Raw genomic sequence first — 19,991 nt, forward strand, 5'->3', positions numbered from 1 at the left:
CCTCGCCGCGGAGTAAAGCTCGTGTCTCCCCGAATCCTCATCGTCGACGATGACCCGCATATCCGCGAAGTCCTGCGCGTGGCCTTGAGCAAGGCCGGCATGGCGGTGAGGGAAGCCGCCGACGGCCGCGCTGCGCTGGCCAGGGTCACCGAAGACCGGCCGGACCTGATCGTGCTCGACGTCGGCATGCCGGAGTTCGACGGCCTCGAGGTCTGCCGGCGCATTCGCCGGACCTCGCAAGTGCCGATCCTATTCCTGTCGGCCCGCGACGAGGAGATCGACCGCATTCTCGGGCTTGAGATCGGCGGCGACGACTACGTGACAAAGCCGTTCAGTCCGCGCGAGCTGGTTGCCCGCGTCAACGTCATTCTCCGCCGGGTCGCGAACGGCGGAGGTGATCGCTCGGCCGAGCCGGAGAAGCTCGTCCATGGCCGGCTCCGGCTCGACCCGCAGCAGCACCTGGCCCGTTTCGATGACATGCCGCTGACGCTCACCGCGCTGGAGTTCAGCATCCTGCGCACGCTGATGACGCGTCCTGCGGTCGTGTTCAGCCGCGAGCAGATCATGGCCGCCGCCTATCAGCTCAACATTCAGGTCTCCGACCGAACGATCGACAGCCACATCCGCAACATCAGAGCGAAGCTCGCAGCCGCGCATTGCGAGGACGCGATCGAGACGGTCCATGGCGTGGGCTTCCGGCTCGGCCGCTGCGGCACCCCATGATCGCGCCCAAGCCCAAGGCAAAATGGCGGCCGTCGCTGGGACAGATCGTCTTTGGCGTGCTGGCGCTGGTCGGCACCTTGCCGCTCGTCGGGCTGTTCTTCTTTCGCATCTATGACAACCAGCTGATCCGCCAGACACAGGCGGAACTGATCGCGCAGAGCCGAGTCCTCGCGGCGGTCTTCGCCGAGGAGGTTTCCGCGCGCCTTGCCACCGGCGTTCCGCTCGGCGCCGAGGTCCCGCCCGAGTCACGTCCGGATGCGTCCGACGAGGTGACGCCCATTCGCCCCCTGCTCGATCTTCTGGCCAACGATCTTTTCGTCCGCCGCCCGGACGCCCGCGACGCGGTCCATCCTGCGGATCCGGCCTACGTCGCGATCGGCACGCGGCTGCTGCCGATCGTCAGGGAGACGCAGAAGGTCACCTTGGCCGGGTATCGCGTGCTCGACCCCCAGGGGGTCGTGATCGCCGGCCGCGATGAGATGGGCAAATCACTCGCTCATATCGACGAGGTGGCTGCCGCCCTGAAGGGACGCTACAGCGCCGCGCTCCGCATTCGCATTCCGGACAAGGCACCGCCACCGATCTATTCGATCAGCCGCGGCGTCGGCGTCCATGTGTTCTCGGCCATGCCCGTGATCGTCGACGATCACGTCGCCGGGGTCATCTATACCTCGCGCACGCCCCGCAACATCTTCGAGCATCTCTATCAGGAGCGCGGCAAGTTCATCGCCGCCGGCTCCACCATTGTCCTCACGACGCTGCTGGTCGGCCTCGTCGTAGCACGCACGATCACACGGCCGATGCGCGAGCTGGTCGATCGCGCCGGCAGGATCGGACGCAACGATCCCGCGGGTTTCCGTCCGCTCGCCCATTACGGCACCCGCGACTTCGCGGAGCTCGCCGAGCACTTCTTCGCCATGGCCGAGCAACTGGCGCAACGCTCCAACTACATCAGGAGCTTTTCCGCGCATCTGACGCACGAGCTCAAATCGCCGCTGACCTCGATCAAGGGCGCAGCCGAGCTGCTGCTCGACTCCCTGGCCAGCCCTTCCGAGACCTTGACACGCGCCGAGCAGGAGAAATTCCTCACCAACATCCTTGGCGACGCCGACCGCCTCGCGGCGCTGGCCCAACGCTTGCGCGAGCTGGCACGGGCGGAGACGGTGTCGACGGTCGAGGCCGGTAGCATAGCTGAGGCCGTCGGCACGCTGCGAGTGCGTTTCCCCTCGACTGTCATCGAGACGTCCGGCCCGGTCGAGCGCAGCACCACGCTCCCGAACGAGACCGTGCTGATCGTGCTCACGCATCTCGTCGACAACGCCGTCCGGCATGGCGCCCGGCGCATCCGCCTCGAGGCCGAGGAGAGCAAAGAGATGCTGATCGTCATCGCCAGCAATGACGGCGATCCGATCTCGCCGGAGAACCGCGACCGCATCTTCGATGCCTTCTTCACGACCCGGCGCGACAGCGGCGGTACCGGCATGGGGCTGGCGATCGTGCGCGCCATCATGGCAAGCCATGGCGGCGAGATCTCGCTGGGGCCGGGCGACAACGGTGTCGCGTTCGAGCTGCGGCTGCCGATCGAAGGCCCATGACGTCGACCTGAGATAGCGCGGTCTAGTGGCGCCGCGTCAAAGTTGCCTCCGATCGATTCGTGGCAGCCGCAATCCCCACCTCATTCAAGTCCCTGTCGGCGAATATCTTCTCCCATTCGTTCGTATACGAGCAATGTATGCCACGGTGCCGCCGGCTGCATGGGCCGGCCGAGAATGCCGCAGAACTGCATGGCAATTCGCAAATGACTTGGACCCGCGATCCGCGTAATCTTCGCCCCGATTGCGCCACCGGCCAGCGTCCCGCTTGGCCTTCGGGAGACCTTGATGAATTCGAGCCGTTTCGAGATCAGCCGCCGGACCGCCCTCCTGACCTCCGCTGCCATCGCCGCGAACGTGGTCAATCCATTCCGCGCCTTCGCCCAGGAGACGCCGCGCAAGGGTGGCGTGTTCAACGTTCACTACGGCGCCGAGCAACGCCAGCTCAACCCAAGCCTCCAGGCTTCAACCGGCGTCTACATCATCGGCGGCAAGATCCAGGAGAACCTCGTCGACCTCGATGCCAACGGCCAGCCGGTCGGCGTACTTGCCGAGAGCTGGGAGGCGACGCCGGACGGCAAGACCGTCACTTTCAAGCTGCGCAAGGGCATCACCTGGCATGACGGCAAGCCGTTCACGTCGGAGGACGTTGCCTTCACCGCGATGAACATGTGGAAGAAGATCCTGAACTACGGATCGACCCTGCAGTTGTTCCTGACTGCGGTTGACACGCCAGATCCGCAAACCGCGATCTTCCGCTACGAGCGGCCGATGCCGCTCAACCTGCTGCTGCGCGCCCTGCCCGATCTCGGCTACGTCTCGGCCAAGCACATCTACGAGAGCGGCGACATCAGGCAGAACCCCGCGAACCTCGCCCCCATTGGCACTGGTCCGTTCAAATTCGTGAAGTACGAACGCGGCCAGTATATCATCGCCGAGCGCAATGCCGACTACTGGCGGCCGAACGCGCCCTATCTCGACCGCATCGTGTGGAAGGTGATCACTGACCGTGCGGCGGCGGCGGCGCAAATGGAGGCAGGCGAGCTGCACTACAGCCCGTTCTCGGGCCTGACCATCTCCGACATGGCGCGGCTCGGCAAGGATAAGCGCTTCATCGTCTCGACCAAAGGCAATGAGGGCAACGCGCGCACCAATACGCTCGAGTTCAACGTCCGCCGCAAGGAGCTGGCGGACGTGAAGGTCCGCCGCGCCATCGCGCACGCGATCAACGTTCCCTTCTTCATCGAGAACTTCCTCGGCGATTTCGCCAAGCTGGGCACCGGTCCGATCCCGTCGACCTCGACCGACTTCTATCCCGGCGCCAATACGCCGCAATATCCCTACGACAAGGCCAAGGCGGCGGCGCTCCTGGACGAGGCCGGCTACAAGCCCGGCGCCGGCGGCACCCGCTTCTCGCTGCGGCTGCTGCCCGCGCCATGGGGGGAGGACATCTCGCTGTGGGCGACCTTCCTCCAGCAGTCGCTGGGCGAGGTCGGCATCGCGATCGAGATCGTGCGCAACGATGGCGGCGGCTTCCTCAAGCAGGTCTATGACGAGCACGCCTTCGATCTCGCGACCGGCTGGCACCAGTACCGCAACGACCCCGCGGTTTCGACCACGGTCTGGTATCGCTCCGGCCAGCCCAAGGGCGCGCCGTGGACCAATCAGTGGGGTTGGGACGATGCCAAGATCGACAAGATCATCGATGACGCGGCGACCGAGGTCGATCCGGCCAAGCGCAAGGCGCTCTACGCAGATTTCGTGCGCGAGGCCAATACCGAGCTGCCGGTGTGGATGCCGATCGAGCAGATCTTCGTCACCGTGATCACGGCCAAGGCGCGCAACCACTCGAACACGCCGCGCTGGGGATCGTCGAGCTGGCACGATCTGTGGCTTTCCGCCTGAGCCGGAATCCGTCAGGATAAGGCCATGCGCATCTTGAGCCTTGCGGGGCGGCGGCTCGCCGCCTCGATCCCCACCCTGTTCCTGATCCTGATCGGCGTCTTCCTCCTGCTGCAGCTCGCGCCGGGCGATACGGTCGACGCGATGATGGCTCAGATGGGCGGCGGCGATGCGGCGACCGCCCGTGAGCTGCGCCGCTTCTACGGGCTGGATCTGTCGGTCCCGATGCAGCTCGCCAACTACCTGTGGCGGCTGGTGCGTCTCGATCTCGGCTTCTCCGCGATCTACGGCAAGCCGGTCGCCGCCGTGATCCTGGAGCGGCTGCCGCCGACCCTGCTGCTGATGACCTCCGCTCTCTCCTTTGCGTTCTTCTTCGGCCTCGTGTTCGGCGTGATCGCGGCGCGCAGCGTCAATCGCTGGCCGGATACGCTGATCTCGACGGTCGGCCTGATCTGCTACGCCACGCCCTCGTTCTGGTTCGGCCTGATGGCCATCGTGGTGTTCTCGATCTATCTGCAATGGCTGCCCGCGGGCGGCTTCGAGGACATCGGCGCCGTCAGCAACGGGATCTGGCGCGTGCTCGACGTTGCGAGCCATCTGGTGCTGCCGTCGCTGACGCTCGGCCTGATCTTCCTGGCCATCTATCTGCGCATCATGCGCGCATCCATGCTCGAGGTCCTGAACCTCGATTTCGTCCGCACCGCGCGTGCCAAGGGCCTCGACGAAACCCGCATCATCACCCGCCACGTGTTGCGCAACGCGCTGCTGCCAATGGTGACGCTGATCGGACTCCAGGCCGGAACGATGCTCGGCGGCTCGGTCGTGGTGGAGACCGTATTCTCGCTGCCCGGCCTTGGGCGCCTCGCCTATGAATCGGTGGTCCAGCGCGATCTCAACACGCTGCTCGGAATCGTCTTCGTCTCCGCGCTGCTGGTGATCCTGGTCAACTTCGTCACCGACCTGCTCTACGCGCGGCTCGATCCGCGCATCACGGCGGAAGGCTGAACATGGACGCCGCGAAGCGCTACTTTCGCAGTCCGGCTGCGGTGCTGGGCCTGATCCTGCTGCTGATCGTCGTAGGCATGGCGATCAGCGCCGGCTATCTGTATCCGCGCGATCCGCTCGCCCTCGCCGGCCGGCCGCTGATCTGGCCGTTCGCCAATCCACGGTTCCTGCTCGGCACCGACAATTCCGGCCGCGATATCGCCGCCCAGATCTTTCACGGCGCCCGCATCTCGCTCCTGATCGGCGGCGTCGCCACGTTCATTGCCGTGGCGATCGGAATCATGGTCGGCGCGCTCGCCGGCTACTACGGCGGGTGGGTCGACAACATCCTGATGCGCATCACCGAGGCCTTCCAGACACTGCCGAATTTCGTGCTGCTGCTGGTGCTGGTCGCGGTGTTCGGCTCGACCTTGACGACGGTCACGATCGCCGTCGGCATCGTCTCATGGCCGGCGCCGGCGCGGTTGACGCGGGCTGAGTTCCTCTCGCTGCGCAGCCGCGAATTCGTCCAGGCAGGCCGCACCCTCGGCATGCGCGACACCCAGCTGATGCTGGGCGAGATCCTGCCCAACGCGCTGCCGCCGGTGATCGTCTATGCCGGCGTCGTGATGGCGGTTGCGATCCTTCTGGAGAGTGCACTCGCCTTCCTGCGGCTGTCCGACGCCAACGTCGCCTCCTGGGGCAATCTGATCGGCCTGGGACGCGATGTGCTGCGCGTGCAGTGGTACGTATCGGCGATCCCCGGTGTTGCCATCCTCATCACCGTGCTTGCGGTGTCGCTGGTCGGCCAGGGCCTCAACGATGCACTGAACCCCCGGCTGAAGCAGCGATGAGTCCAGCCAAGCCCGTTCTGACCGTCGACCGCCTCAGCGTACGTCTGCCGAAAGGCGCCGACCGCATGCATGCGATCTCGGAGGTCTCGCTTTCGATCGCCGAAAACGAGATCGTCTGCATCGTCGGCGAGTCCGGCTCCGGCAAGTCGATGATGGCCAACACGATCATGCGGCTGCTGCCGGACGGCGTGACCACCGACGGCGGCCGCATCCTGTTTGCCGGCCACGACCTCTGCACCGCCACCGCGGCCGAGATGCGCCGCATCCGCGGCGCCGAAATCGCGATGGTGTTCCAGGAGCCGATGACCGCGCTCAATCCATTGCGCACGATCGGCGACCAGATCGGCGAGGTTCTGGACATCCATACCGATCTGTCGAAAGTCGAGATCAAATCACGCGTGCTGTCGCTGCTGTCGGACGTCAACATTCCCGATCCGCCGCGCGCGGCGAAGGCCTATCCGCACGAGTTGTCCGGCGGACAACGCCAGCGCGCAATGATCGCCATGGCCTTGGCGCTCGATCCGAAGCTGCTGATCGCCGACGAGCCGACGACGGCGCTCGACGTCACGACGCAGGCCCAGATCCTCAAGCTCATCCGCGAGCTGCAGCAGAGGCGCAAGACTGCGGTGCTGTTCATCACGCATGATTTCGGGGTCGTCGCCGAGATCGCCGACCGCGTCGTCGTGATGCAACATGGCAGCGTCGTCGAACAGGGCGCGGCGGCGGATGTCCTACAACGGCCGCAGCATGACTACACCAGGCAACTGATCGCCGCGGTACCGCCGGTAGCAGCGCCCCCGGCACGCAAGCTGTCGGACCGGATGATCCTCACCATCTCCGGTGTCTCGAAGACATATCGCACCGGCGGCTTCCTCGGCCGCGGCGAGCGAATCACCCATGCGGTCAGGGACGTCTCGCTCGCGCTGCCAAAGGGCGCGACGCTCGGCATCGTCGGCGAGTCGGGCTCCGGCAAATCCACCCTCGCCCGCTGCATCATTCGCCTGATCGATCCCGACGCAGGAACGATCCTGCTCGACGGTGAGGACTGGGCGCCCCTCTCCCGCAGCGAGGTCAGAAACCGGACCCAGCAGATGCAGATGGTGTTTCAGGACCCGTTCGCCTCGCTGAACCCGCGGCGCAAGGCGGTCGATCTGGTGGCGCAGGGACCTATCGTGCACGGCACCTCGCGAGAGCAGGCGCTGACGGAGGCGCGCGAGCTGTTCAGCCTGGTGGGGCTCGACCCGTCGGCCGCCGATCGCTTCCCGCATGAGTTCTCCGGAGGTCAGCGTCAGCGCATCGGGCTGGCGCGCGCGCTGGCACTGAAGCCCAAGGTGCTGGTCGCGGACGAACCGGTGTCCGCGCTCGACGTCTCCGTTCAGGCGCAGGTGTTGAAGCTGCTGACCAGCCTGCGCGAGCGCCTCGACCTGTCGATCATCTTCATCACGCACGACCTGCGCGTCGCAGCCCAGATCTGCGATCTGGTCGCGGTCATGAAGGACGGCGTCGTCGTCGAGCATGGACCCACGCACGACGTGTTCGGCAACCCGCAGCATCCGTATACGCAGGCTCTGCTCGAGGCCATTCCGGGCGGCGACTTCGCCCGGACCGAACATCCCACGTCTTAGCCGATCTCACGCGCGTCGCGATATCGGTACAACAGCAGCATCAGCGGCGCGAACGGACGCAGCAGGGCGTGCGCCGGAATGGTGACCGGCTCCGTGAACGGCAGCGCCAGCTCGTTGGCCGGCACGCCCCGCACCGCTTTCGCAAGCTCCGCACCGAGGGGGATCGTGAGCGCGACCGCGCGGCCGTTGCAGCCGGTCCAGCCATAGGCATCAGGACCGAGGCGATGAATCCGCGGCATGTAGTCCGTGGTCATGCCTACATAGCCGTTCCAGACATAGTCGAACCTGACCTCGCCGATCTGCGGCCACAGGCGCTGCAGGCGTTCGGCGACCCGCGCCTTCAGCCGCTCGGCCTTATTGCCGGGGCCGATCACGGCGCCGCCGGTGACCAGTCGGTTGCGGGCGTCGTAGCGCGCAAAATAGAGTTCGCCATGGGTATCGGACATCGCCTGCCGCGCCGGGATGACGGTCTTGCGGACATTGTCCGACAGCGGCTGCGTCGCCATCTGCCACGACAGCACGGGCATCACCTCGTGCGCGATATCCGGTGCGAGCGCCTTGGAGAACTCGCCGCTATAGGCATTGCTCGCCAGCACCAGCGCGCGCGCCGACAGCTCCCCCCGTGCGGTGCGCACGATCCAGCGATCCCCCCGCCGGGCGAAGTCGATGACCGGTGAGCGCGCATAGATCCGGCCGCCCAGGCTCAGCACCGTCCGCGCCAAGCCACGCGCCAGCGCGAGCGGATTGATGTGGCCGCCGGTCTTGTTCCAGAAACCGCCATGCCAGGCGTCCGAGCCGAGCATGTCTCGCGCCTGATCGCGCGACAGCAGCTCGACCGGCGCACCGAACTTCGACCACTGCTTGAACCTGCGCTCGGCGATCTTGATGCGGCCGGGCGTATGCACCGGCTGGACCCAGCCGGCCTGTTCATGCTCGGCGTCGATGTTGTACCGTCTCACGGTATCGAACAGATTGGACGCGCTGTCGCGCAACATCGCCACGAAGCGCTCGCCCGCGGCGCCATGACGCGCGACGAGGTCGTCCGGATCGGGACGTGACAGCGTCGGAATGACCTGACCGTTGTTCCGGCCGGATGCGCCCCAGCCGGGCTCCATCGCCTCGACGATGGCGACGTCCGTCCCAGCTTCGCGCAGATGCAGCGCCGTCGACAGCCCCGTGAAGCCGCCGCCGATGATGACCACGTCGGCCTGCACACTGCCCTGAAGCTCGGACAGGTCGGGTCCAGGCGGGGTCTGCGCCGCCCAAAGGGATGGCGGCCATTGAACGGAATCTGTGGTGGTGCTCATCGCGGACAGCTCATCCTTGCTGGTCGACCACCCTGCCGGAGATCGATCTTGCCTTGCGCCCAGCGCCCCGCAGCGCCGGTTGCGGCGCATGGGTCGATTGGGCATAGTTCGGCCGCCAATATGCCAAGTTCGCTGCAAGGAGACAAACGCGTGGCCCTCAAGAATGTCATCGGTATCGATCACGCGGTCGTCGTGGTGAAGGATCTCGACGCCGCGGCGGAGACCTGGAAGCGGCTTGGTTTTACGCTGTCTCCGCGCGGCACGCACAGTGCCAAGATGGGATCCGGCAACTACACCATCATGCTCGATCCTGACTACATCGAGTTGCTCGGCATCCTCGCCGAGACCGATCACAACGTTCCAACCCGCAATTTCCTTGCCCAGCGCGGCGAAGGCATCGAGCGCATCGCCTTCACGGCGACCGATTCCGCGGCCGGCGCCGAGGAAATCCGCGCGAAAGGTTTTGAGCCGATTGGTCCCATCGACTTCGAGCGTCCGGTGCCGCTGCCCGACGGCAGCATCTCGGCAGCGAAATTCCGCGTGTTTCAATGGCCGGTCGCGGAGGCTCCGGGCGGCCTGCGCATCTTCGCCTGCCAGCACAAGACGCGCGAAACGGTGTGGATCCCGGAACTGATGCGCCATGCCAACGCCGCCAAGCAACTGAAGCAGGCGCTGATCGTGACGCCGGATCCGGCCAAGGACGCGGCTCACCTGTCGCGCCTGATCGATCGCGACGGCCGGGACGAAGCCGACGGCGCCGTGACCGTCACCTCGGGCGGTGACCGCGCCGATTTCGTATTCCTGACCAGGGACCAGCTCGCAGCGCGCTATCCGGGTGTGTCGCTTGCCGGCCTGCCGGAGCGAGGCGGCGCAGGCCTGGTGCTGGCCTCACACGATCTGACCGCCACCGAAAAGGCTCTGGGCGCGGCAGCGGTGCGCAGTGGCGCGAGCCTGATCGTTCCGCCCGCGTCGGCCACCGGCACTCTGCTCGCTTTCATGGCCGGCTGAGCGCCGGACTGCGGCCGCGCGCGTCGCGGCCGCAACGATCTCATTCCGCCGGCTGGAACATGGCCGGCCGGCCTCGCTGGCTGTCGAGCCACCCGACCAGCCGATCCATGAGTCCGCCGCTCGACTCGGAGGGCTGCGCCGACGAGACGAACGGATCGCAATGACACTTCGCTCCGGCCGCGCGCGACATCTTCGCGACCGCCTCCGTCATAGCCGGCGCGCCGCAGGTGTAGACGACGTCGTTCGGCGTGAGCTCCGGCATGTGTTCGGTCGGCCGGCCGCTGCGAATCGCCGGCGAGACGTTCTGCGGCTCCGACACGATCGGGATGATCTTCACGTTCGGGAAGCGCGCCAAGCGGCACAGCGCCTGATGCATGTAGAACGACTGCAAGGTGCGTGACACGACGATGAAGACGATCTCGCGCTTCGGATTCTCCGTGATGGCGGCGACCGCGATCGCCCACATCGGCGCGAAGCCGGTGCCGCTCGCCACCAGGATGATCCGGCCGCGATGCTTCTGACGGAAGAACGCGGTGCCGAGCGGCGCCGTCAGCTTGACGCGATGGCCGACCTGGATGTCACGGCCGAGCGCCGAGGACACCAAGCCATCCTTCAGGATGCGGATGTGCAGATACAGCAGATGGCTATCGGGTGCGCCGACCATCGGATAGGTCGGGCTGTAGCAGCGTGTCGGAAAACCGCGGTACTGGACCTTGGCGTATTGTCCAGGGAAGAATCGCAGCGGCTTCGGCATCTCGAGGGTGACACCGACGACGTCGGGCGCGAGCCGCACGAGATCGCCCACCTCGCAGTTCATCGTCACCGTATCCGGCACGGGCTCCGTGATGATCTTGAGGTCGGACACGACACGCGCCTGGCACGCATGCGCCATGTCGCCTTCCATGCCGCCGAACAGCTTGCCGTCGATGACCGTCACTTTACAGGAACCGCAGATTCCGCTGCGGCAGTCATGGGGCAGATCCACGCCACTGTTGATGGCGCCGTCGAGCAGGATATCGCCCACATTCGCGTAGAACGTTTCCCTGTTGTACTGGATCTTGCAAATCTTACCCATTACTGCACCTCAAGTCGCATCGGCCGGATCTGCCTGGTATGTCTGATCTGGGTATGGTCGAACGCTGCGACACGCATGAACACGCCATTCTTGATCGGAACGTCGTACTTGCTTTTCGTGTCCATTTTGCGGGCAATTTCGAGCGTCCAGTGGCCCGCGGCCCAACGCGCAGCGCAACGGATGTCCGCGCGATCACCGGTGAACTCGCCGCTGACGAGAACACCGGGCACCACGGTCCCGATCGGCGTCTGGGCATCCGCCTCGGCCGAATAGGGCACCGATTCGGCCTCTGTCATGAACCAGCGCGCGCCTTCACTCTCGCCGATGTTGGGATCGAGATTGATCTCGCCCATCGCCGCGGTCATCGCGGCGACGTCCTTCGGCAGGCGCTTCGGTCTCACGCCCCGATTTCCCAGTCTTGCGGCCTCCCTGTCGATCACGAAATTGTCCGAATAGTTCGCGGTCCCCGGATCCGGTGCGAACCCGCCCTTGTAGGGCGTGAGTCCCTTGACCTGATCCGGTGTCGGCTCCGCAGGCGGACCGAAATGATCATCGTCCATCCATCCGGTCGGGCCGCCGCTCGTCGCCTTCCACAGCCAGGCGTCGGCATAGAGATTCGGCGCCGGCGTGTAGTGGATGCCGCGACCCGACAGCGTCGGCGGCTTGTCCGGCATCGGCTGCGAGCTCATGTGAAACGTTCGGTCCGCGGCCAAGGTGATCGGCAGCGTCGTGAACAACAGCGAGAACTTGTCCTCGTTGAAATCGTTCTCGTCGCCCTTGTCGAATCCATTCTGCAGGAGATGCCAGCCATCCGCCTTCTTGATCAGCGGCAGCTGCTTCAACGATCGCGTCGGATCCTCCCAGATGACGAGGAAGTAGACCCACGTGCCGTCATGCGCCGCCTTGATCCAGACGCGCGATTCGCCGGTACCGTCGAAATTGTCGCCCTGGTTGGTCGTCACCATGTGCGGCTGGATGTTGCGCCAGACACGATCCGACGAATCGCCGTCAAGCGTCGGCGCATCCGATGTCGCGATTCGATACACCGTGACGGTGTCCTCGGCGTAGTAGTCGGCGGCGAACATCGCCGAACCGATCACGATGGCTGCGGCGATCGCGACCATGAACGGGTTGGATTGGAAGCTCGGATTGCGGCGGCGGGAATTGCCCTTGGCAGGTGTCGGCGGCGGACGCATGCGGCCCGGCGGCACACGCGGCTCGGACCGGGCCCGCATCGGCTCCTCCATGCGCCGCGGCGCCGGCATCGGCTCACGTGCTGCAGGCCGCGCAGCTGGCGCCGGCCTCCTCGGAGGCGCCTCCGCTTCCTCCAGCTTTTCCGACTGCTCGACCAGCATCGTGAGGAGTTCGACGGGATCGAGCTTTGGCGGCGGCGGCGGCAAGGGCGCCGGCCGGAACACGCGATAGAGCTGCATCTTTCCGCCGATGCTGAAGTGAACCAGGACGTGCAGCACCACGAAGGCCGGGATCACCCAGGTCGCGTACCAGTGGATCATCATGGTGACGTAGCCGGAGGCTACGCCGAAGAAGAGCATGCCTCCGGTGACGATCAGGATCGCCATGGAGATGAAAAGCACCCAATGCAGCATCACGCTGATCGAGCCCAGCCGCGCCGGCCGGCGGCCGAGCAAGCCCTTGAAGCGCATCTTGTCGATGGTGACGCGACGGCCGAGCCCTGACTTCGAGATATAGATCATGTAGGCGACGGCGACGCTCGCGAGCACGACCCCAGCCGGCATGTGCCAGGTCCAGGTCCGGTGCCGGGGCAGCAGCCAGTCGAGATTGTTGGCGATCCATGCGTGTCCAGGCGCTTCGGTCGCCATGCGAAGCCCCGTCAGGAACGCGATCACCGTGGCCCCAACCAGGGTCCAGTGCAGGATGATCGTTCCATAGTCGGTCTTGCGGATCTTCATGCGTGCGCCTCCAGAGCTGCGCGCACGCGATCGGCGCGATTCACCGCCGACCTGGCGACCGTATTTCGTCTCAGCGGACCGATCCGGCGCAGGATGATCAAGTATTCAACCCTGCGGGCCGCCCCTCGACCCGAATCCATTCCCGCATCACGCGTCTCGATGGTGATGTCGTCCAGCAACTTTGTCGTCCCCCGGATACGCTTTACTAAGTGAGCAACTTCGTCCGACTTCGGCGTTACGGCGCCGTTCTGCACCCAATCGTTGCCCCGCTACGCTTGAGCGTGATCGGTTGGATCACGCCTATGGTTGATCAGCTGCCGTGGCCCGAGCCGGTGACGAGTTGCTCGGATCGCACGCGGACTGATCTGCTTCGTCCTCCCTGGAGTTGATGTTGATCTCGTGCGCCCGATGCTTGGCGGGTCACCGGTTCCACAGCGGCCGCACGTTCGATGATAGAACACATCGTCGGTCGCCATGCCCGGCTGAGCTGATTGCACGTCTTGGATTGGTGCGCGGAGCCGCATGTCCTTGTGTTGCCGCCGCCATCATGATCGTTCTCCGCACCATCATCGAATACCGCATGATCGAGATGACAACGCCTGTGCGTTGCACCGCAGGAAGATTTATTCGGCTTCGTGGCGTCATTCGGCCCGGACCGCGACCAATGAGTACGGAACCAAGGTGATAGACGGACGAATGTGTGACACGCGTCGCGTGCCGATGGCTGCTATCACGCTGCAACTATCGACGATCGCGGACGGATTTCGCACGGACCCGATCGCGCTGAACGATGCCACACTTTTTCAGAGCCGCCCCGGCGCATCGCGCCTCGTGCCGGTCGTTTACCCGCGACGCTGCGACGGAATTGCCCACTTGTCCAATTGTTGCCGGAAAATCGTCGGTATCGACTGTCAATAGCGCGGAGTGAAGCACTGTGTTTGGGAGACGCGCCTGGATGAGTCTGGCTCAAGACCGCCCGAGAACGAAAGCCGCGGCTGCCCTCAACGACCTTCTCTCGGGAAGCGACGATCCGGTGACGCGCGGGTTGCGCCAGGCTGTCAAACGCATGGCCGGCATCGGCGTGTTCAGCGGCGTCATCAACATCCTGATGCTCTCGGGCTCGGTTTATATGATGCAGGTCAATGATCGCGTCGTTCCGAGCAAGAATCTCGCCACGCTCGTCGGCCTGTCGGTGATGATTCTAGCCGTCTATCTGATTCAGGGTTATTTCGACGCGTTGCGCACCCGCATGCTGTGCCGGGTGGCGACCGTGTTCGACGCGAGCTTGCAGGACGCGATTCATCACGCTCTGGCCACCCTGCCCCTGCGCGGCACCAAGCCGATGCTGATGCAGCAGCCGCTGCGCGATCTCGACCAGCTGCGCGCCTTTATGTCGAGCATGGGACCAACCGCCTTTCTCGACATGCCATGGATACCGATCTTCCTGATCGGCATGTTTCTGTTTCATCCGCTGATCGGCATCACGGCCGTCATCGGCACGGCCGGAATCATCTCGATGACGCTGGTGACCGACCGGTTGTCGCGTCAGGCGAGTAAATCCGCCAGCGATACGAGCGCCGCGCGGCAGGTTCTCGCCGACGCCACCCAGCGCAATGCCGAGGTGATTCGCGCGCTCGGAATGCTGGATCGCTTCTCGGCACGCTGGAACGCCGTCAACGAGCGCTATCTGAAGGACAACATTCGCGCGAGCGATGTCTACGCCAATCTCGGAGCCGCCGCGAAAGTGCTGCGCTTCATCCTGCAATCGGGCATGCTCGGCATCGGCGCGGCGCTCGTCGTCTCCGAGCAGGCCTCCGGCGGCGTGATGATGGCCTCGTCGATCCTGATGGGCCGCGCGCTCGCCCCGATCGAGATCGCACTTGGCAGCTGGAAACAGCTGGTCGCCGCGCGCCAGGGCATCGCGCGTCTGCGCGATATCTGCAAGGCCACCGCCAGGCCGGAAGCGCCGCCGGTCGCGTTGCCCCGCCCGTTCCGCGAGCTGACCGTACAGGAGCTGACGGTCACCGCGCCGGGCACCGATCGGCCGATTGTTCAAAACGTGTCGTTCTCGATCAAGGCAGGCACGGGTCTGGCACTGCTCGGCGCGAGTGCATCCGGCAAGACCTCGCTCTCGAAGGCGCTGGTCGGCATCTGGCCTGCACAGCATGGATCCGTCCGCCTCGACGGCGCAGCGCTCGACCAATGGAGCAACGAGGATCTCGGCCGCCACATCGGCTACCTGCCGCAGGACGTTGCCCTGTTCGACGGCAGCATCGCCGACAACATCTGCCGCTTCGACGAGAATGCGAGCTCGGATGCGATTCTGAAGGCGGCGCAGATCGCCGGCGTGCACGACATCATCCTGCGGCTGCCGGAAGGCTATTCGACGCGAATCGGCCAAGGCGGCATGTCGCTGTCGGCCGGTCAGCGGCAGCGCGTGGGTCTGGCCCGCGCGGTGTATGGCGATCCCTTTCTCATCGTCCTCGACGAGCCGAATGCCAATCTGGACACCGACGGCGAGAACGCGCTCAGCCGCGCCATTCAGATCATGCGGCAGCAGAACCAGAGCATCGTGATCGTGATTTCGCACCGTCCCAGCGCGCTGAATGCGCTCAACATGGCGCTGGTGCTGTACGAGGGCAAGGCGATCGCATTCGGTCCCTGCCAGGAGATATTTGCCCGCGTCGCCGGAGCCAACAAGGCCGCGGGACCCGCCGTCACGCATGCCCCCGCTCCGCCCAGGGTTGCTGCTCCCGCAGCGGCGCCAAATCCGAACGCCCGCTCGCTTCGTCGCGCCGCCCCAGCAGAAAGCGCTTGATCAATGAAACACATCAACGACTTCAGGCCGTTCGACGACGACGATTATGTGCGACCGAAGACTCGCGCGGTCGGTCCGCAGGGCGATGCATTGATCCTCGAGCTGCAGCGGCTGCAGGGCGCATTCGACGACGGCTCCGACGAGGACCCGCGGCAGCGCCACGGCACACGGGACGGCGGCAAGAAGCGACGGCGTCCGCCACCGTCGCCAGGCAGGCCAAAGCCGCGTTCGAAGAAGAAGGGCAGCACCATGGGCCGCGCCCTCGGTGCGTCGCTGTCGCTGTTCGGTCTCGGCGCCCAGGCGCCCCGGACACGCCGGGGTGAAGGCATCCGCGAGATGGACTGGCAGCAGCCCGCACCGATGCGCGGCAACGAGCCGGAGCTGTCGCCGCCGCCGCGCCATCCGCCCGCGCGCATGGCGGGCAGCAATTCGGCGCCCCTGCTCGACCTGCAGGATGCACGACGCGACGGCAATTTCGGCGTCGGCGCGCCGCGCGCGGTCGGGCAGCAGAACCTCCCCGCCCGTCTGGCGCATGCGCCTGCCGTTCCGCAAACCCGTGTCGGCCGCCTGGTCGGCACCGCCGGCACGGCCTTGACCACCGGCATGACCTTCATTGCGACGCAAGGAACGGCGGCCGATCTCGACGACGGCTCGGACGAATCGCTGGTGCCGCGCGTCAGCCGCATGTTCGAGAACGAGTTGCGTCTCGGCTTGCGGGTGCTGCTTGTCGCCGGCGTTCTCGGCGGCGGCTGGCTGACCCTCGTGCCGCTCGCCGGCGCGATCGTGGTCCCCGGCAATCTCGTGGTGCAATCCAACGTGAAGGCCATTCAGCATCCGACCGGCGGCATTGTCGCGGAAATCAAGGTCGACAACGGCAAGCGCGTCGCGGCGGGCGATCTGCTCGTGCGGCTCGACGCTACGCAGAGCCAGGCCCAGCTCCAGGCGATCACCAAGCAATTGAACGAGCAGCGCGCCAAGATTGCGCGGCTCTCGGCCGAGCGTGACGGTCTCGATCAGCCGGACTATCCGTCCACTCTGACCTCACGTCAGGACGATCCGAACGTCCGCACCGTGATCGCGTCGGAGAACGCGCTGTTCAAGGCCCGTGCCACGACCCGCAAGAGCCAAAAAGAGCTGCTGCAGGGCCGCATCGTCCAGCTGAACAACGAAATCAGCGGCATGGAGTCTCAGCTCGAATCCAAGAACAAGCAGATCGAGCTGATCAAGGGCGAGTTGGCCGGCGTGCAGGAGCTCTATGACAAGCGGCTCGTTCCGCTGACGCGACTGACCACGCTGCAGCGGGAAGCCGCTCGGATCGACGGTGAACGCGGCCAGCTGGTGTCCAGCGTGGCGGAGACGAGGTCCAAGATCAGCGAAGCCGAGCTCCAGACCGTCAAGATCGATCAGGATTTCCGCAGTGAGGTGGTCAAGGACCTCAGCGAGTCCCAGGCCAAGGAAGGCGATCTGGTCGAGAAGGGCGTCGCCGCGCGCGACCAGCTCGATCGCATCGAGATGCGCGCGCCGAACTCCGGCACCATCCACCAGCTCGCGATCCACACCATCGGCGGCGTCATCAAGCCGGGTGAGACCGTCATGGAGCTGGTCCCCGATTCGGACGAACTGCAGGTCGAAGGGCACGTCCAGCCCAAGGATATCGATCACGTTCACACCGGGCAGGATGCGATGGTCCACTTCAACGCCTTCAACCAGCGCACCACGCCGAAATTGAGCGGCCAGGTCTCGTTCGTGTCGCCTGATATCACCAATGACCCGCGAACCGGCTCCACCTTCTACACGGTCAGGATCACGCTGTCCGACGAGGAGCGCAAGCGGCTCGGCAACGTCAACCTGATGCCCGGCATGCAGGCCGAAGTCTACGTTCAAACCGGCAGCCGGACGATGCTCAGCTATCTGATGAAGCCGGTTCTCGATCAGTGGCGCCGCGCCTTCGTGGAGTAACAAGACCGAACGGCCGCGGTCGGCGTCATCGCTCACGAATGAACGCAGACCGCGTCGGCACCTCGACATGAACGTTGCAAATTTTCCCCGCACCTCAGACCCGGCGATGGTGCCGGCAAGTGCGTTACCGTCCGCCCAGCCCGGCGCCCGCACCGAGGCGTCTGATCACGCACGCAAGCCGCGACTGCCGCCGCCAGCGGCCGTGCCGACCCAGGAGGGTCCCCAGGGGCTGCGCTTCGACTTCAACGACGGCTGTCGTGTCATGCTGCCCGACACCGGACACGCCTGGCACGTCCGATTGAGCGATCTCGAGACCGCCAACGTCCTGTTCGACATCGACCTGCGTTCTGGGCACGTCAACAGCAGCAAACGCTACTTTGTCCCGTTCAGGCTCGAAGTGTGGTCAGGGCCCGAGCTGCTGCTGTGCCACGACTATGACGCCACCGACCGCGACGTCCTGATCCAATTCCCGGTCGGCACGATCGGCGACATCATCGGCTGGATGAGCTATGCAGTGAAGTTCAAGGACCTGCATCGGTGCCGCCTGAGCTGTGCGATGGGCGAGCCGCTGATCCCCCTGTTCCGCGACGCCTACCCTGACATCGCATTCCTCAGCCACGAGACGGTCCAGCCGGAGCGATACTACGCAACCTACTCGGTCGGGCTGTTCTTCGACGATGCCGAGCTGGTCCATCAGCCCTATGATTTCCGGCAGGTCGGCCTGCATCGGACCGCAGCTCACATTCTCGGCGTGGATCCGGCCGAGCGTCCACCTCGCGTCGCGTTGAGCGAAGACAGCCGTCCCATCGAGGACCCCTATGTCTGCATCGCCATGCAGGCAACGACCGCGTGCAAGCACTGGAACAATCCCGAGGGCTGGCAGAGCATCGTGGCCTTCCTCCGCGCGACCGGCTATCGCGTGATCTGCATCGATCAGACCGCGGAGCGCAGCCACGGCGCCTACCGGACGCAAATTCCCGCCGCAGCCGAGGATCAGACCGGCGACCGGCCGCTGCCCGAGCGCGCCCGCTGGCTCAAGCATGCCGCATTCTTCATCGGCCTTTCCTCGGGGTTGTCATGGCTGGCCTGGGCGGTCGGCACTCCGGTCGTGCTGATCAGCGGCTTCACCCACCCGACCAACGAGTTTGCGACCCCCTATCGGGTCATCAACCATCACGCCTGCAACAGTTGCTGGAATGATGCCAGTCATCGCTTCGACCATGAGGACTTTCTGTGGTGCCCGCGATGGCAGGGCACGTCCCGACAGTTCGAATGCACGCGCCTGATCACGGCCGCGCAGGTCGAGGGCATGTTGCGCCGAATTCCCGGATTCGGACAGGGATTGTATCCGCAACCGCGCACCTCTCAGCAGCAGGCGGCGCCTGCGTCCTTTGATCGGCATCGAACCTCGAGGGCAGAGTCTGCGCCGGAATCCGTGGAGAGCGACGAACCGGTCGCGCTCGCAGCACTGCTGGCGCGACCGTGCGGCGACGTTGCCCGCGGGGGCCTTGCAGTCGGCGTCACGGTCGCCGCCGGCAGGCTGCTGGATCAGGCTGCCGCCGGCATCGCGGAAGGCGATCGCGCAGCCACCGCGAGCGATCTCATGGGCGCGCTGCAGAACTACAAGCAGAGCATCGCCATCGTCAGGTACCTGACCGCAGCCAATCCGGACGACGCCGGGTTTCAACGCAACCTCTCGGTCGCCTTGAACCGCATTGGCGCCGTGTTGTTCGTTCAGCGAAACCTCGAGGCTGCGCATGCCGCCTATTCCGCCAGCCTCGCCATCATCCGGAAGCTGACCGCAGCTCACCGCGGCAATCTCAGCTTTGAGCGCGACCTCGCGTGGTGCCACGCTCTGCTGGCGGACGTGCTCGCCGCCCAGGGCCGCCATGCCGAAGCCTTCGAGCAGCGTCGCGCCAATACCGCGCTGATCACCCACCTCGCCAACACGGTCGCCAACGATCCGTCGCTGCAGCAGGCGCTTGCAAATTCCTACCAGAGTCTGGGCGATGCCTTCATTCCACTCGGCAACATCGACGGCGCGCTCGCCGTCTACCGGATCAGCCTGGGCCTGACCAAGCAAGGGCTGGACGCGAACGGGCAGAATGACCCGGCCTGGAATCAGCTCTACACCACACTGCTGCAGAAGATCAGGACTGCGCTCCTGGCACAGCGTCAGGCCGCGCCGCCGTCCTGAACGGCGCACGGCGAGG

The 19,991-nt window shown here is 65.4% G+C and carries 14 protein-coding genes; 10 read left to right on the plus strand and 4 right to left on the minus strand.

Annotation, left to right across the window (positions count from 1 at the left end):
- Positions 1–21: 21 nt before the first annotated feature.
- From QW861_RS09605 to QW861_RS09630, 6 genes are all read left to right on the plus strand, one after another.
- Positions 22–723 carry a response regulator transcription factor gene (locus QW861_RS09605; protein WP_315751067.1) on the plus strand — a complete coding sequence of 234 codons (702 nt, stop codon included), beginning with the start codon at positions 22–24 and terminating at the stop codon, positions 721–723.
- Complete coding sequence (locus tag QW861_RS09610; protein ID WP_315751064.1) at positions 720–2,318, plus strand: ATP-binding protein; 1,599 nt, start codon at positions 720–722, stop codon at positions 2,316–2,318. Before QW861_RS09605 ends, QW861_RS09610 begins: the two co-directional genes overlap by 4 nt.
- 285 nt (positions 2,319–2,603) lie before the next feature.
- The gene (locus QW861_RS09615) at positions 2,604–4,220 is read left to right on the plus strand and encodes an ABC transporter substrate-binding protein (RefSeq protein ID WP_315751062.1); all 1,617 of its coding nucleotides are present in this window, start codon (positions 2,604–2,606) and stop codon (positions 4,218–4,220) included.
- A gap of 24 nt (positions 4,221–4,244) precedes the next feature.
- The gene (locus QW861_RS09620; RefSeq protein WP_315751060.1) at positions 4,245–5,222 is read left to right on the plus strand and encodes an ABC transporter permease; all 978 of its coding nucleotides are present in this window, start codon (positions 4,245–4,247) and stop codon (positions 5,220–5,222) included.
- Positions 5,223–5,224: 2 nt separating this feature from the next.
- Positions 5,225–6,055, plus strand: a complete 831-nt coding sequence (locus tag QW861_RS09625) for an ABC transporter permease (RefSeq protein ID WP_315711810.1) — start codon at positions 5,225–5,227, stop codon at positions 6,053–6,055.
- The gene (locus tag QW861_RS09630) at positions 6,052–7,680 is read left to right on the plus strand and encodes an ABC transporter ATP-binding protein (RefSeq protein WP_315751058.1); all 1,629 of its coding nucleotides are present in this window, start codon (positions 6,052–6,054) and stop codon (positions 7,678–7,680) included. The genes QW861_RS09625 and QW861_RS09630 overlap by 4 nt, the downstream gene beginning before the upstream one ends.
- Here QW861_RS09630 and QW861_RS09635 read toward each other — a convergent pair.
- Complete coding sequence (locus QW861_RS09635) at positions 7,677–8,987, minus strand: FAD-binding oxidoreductase (RefSeq protein WP_316192962.1); 1,311 nt, start codon at positions 8,985–8,987, stop codon at positions 7,677–7,679. The two genes, QW861_RS09630 and QW861_RS09635, sit on opposite strands and share 4 nt — an antisense overlap.
- Before the next feature lie 150 nt (positions 8,988–9,137).
- Between QW861_RS09635 and QW861_RS09640 the strand changes: the two genes are divergently transcribed.
- Positions 9,138–9,995, plus strand: coding sequence for a VOC family protein (locus QW861_RS09640; RefSeq protein WP_316165359.1), 858 nt, complete (start codon positions 9,138–9,140; stop codon positions 9,993–9,995).
- A gap of 40 nt (positions 9,996–10,035) precedes the next feature.
- Here the strand turns inward: QW861_RS09640 and QW861_RS09645 are convergent, their stop codons facing one another.
- Genes QW861_RS09645 through QW861_RS09655 form a run of 3 tightly spaced genes read right to left on the minus strand, consistent with a single transcriptional unit; the run spans position 10,036 to position 13,180 of the window.
- A complete protein-coding gene (locus tag QW861_RS09645; protein ID WP_315711805.1) occupies positions 10,036–11,070 on the minus strand; it encodes a 2Fe-2S iron-sulfur cluster-binding protein in 1,035 nt (344 codons plus the stop codon).
- Entirely contained in the window at positions 11,070–13,001 is a 1,932-nt protein-coding gene (locus QW861_RS09650) for an ethylbenzene dehydrogenase-related protein (RefSeq protein WP_316165358.1), read from the minus strand. The genes QW861_RS09645 and QW861_RS09650 overlap by 1 nt, the downstream gene beginning before the upstream one ends.
- Entirely contained in the window at positions 12,998–13,180 is a 183-nt protein-coding gene (locus QW861_RS09655) for a hypothetical protein (protein ID WP_315711801.1), read from the minus strand. Before QW861_RS09655 ends, QW861_RS09650 begins: the two co-directional genes overlap by 4 nt.
- Positions 13,181–13,956: 776 nt before the next feature.
- On the opposite strand from QW861_RS09655, the gene QW861_RS09660 reads away from it, so the two are divergent.
- The 3 genes from QW861_RS09660 (at position 13,957) to QW861_RS09670 (ending at position 19,975) form a co-directional block, all read left to right on the plus strand.
- A complete protein-coding gene (locus tag QW861_RS09660; RefSeq protein WP_315827558.1) occupies positions 13,957–15,819 on the plus strand; it encodes a type I secretion system permease/ATPase in 1,863 nt (620 codons plus the stop codon).
- A 3-nt stretch (positions 15,820–15,822) separates the two neighbouring features.
- A complete protein-coding gene (locus QW861_RS09665) occupies positions 15,823–17,778 on the plus strand; it encodes an HlyD family type I secretion periplasmic adaptor subunit (protein ID WP_315711799.1) in 1,956 nt (651 codons plus the stop codon).
- A 67-nt stretch (positions 17,779–17,845) separates the two neighbouring features.
- Complete coding sequence (locus tag QW861_RS09670; RefSeq protein WP_316192963.1) at positions 17,846–19,975, plus strand: autotransporter strand-loop-strand O-heptosyltransferase; 2,130 nt, start codon at positions 17,846–17,848, stop codon at positions 19,973–19,975.
- The last annotated feature ends 16 nt before the right edge of the window (positions 19,976–19,991 follow it).

The organism is Bradyrhizobium sp. SZCCHNRI1029, assembly GCF_032487555.1.
In the GTDB taxonomy this organism is placed as follows: domain Bacteria; phylum Pseudomonadota; class Alphaproteobacteria; order Rhizobiales; family Xanthobacteraceae; genus Bradyrhizobium.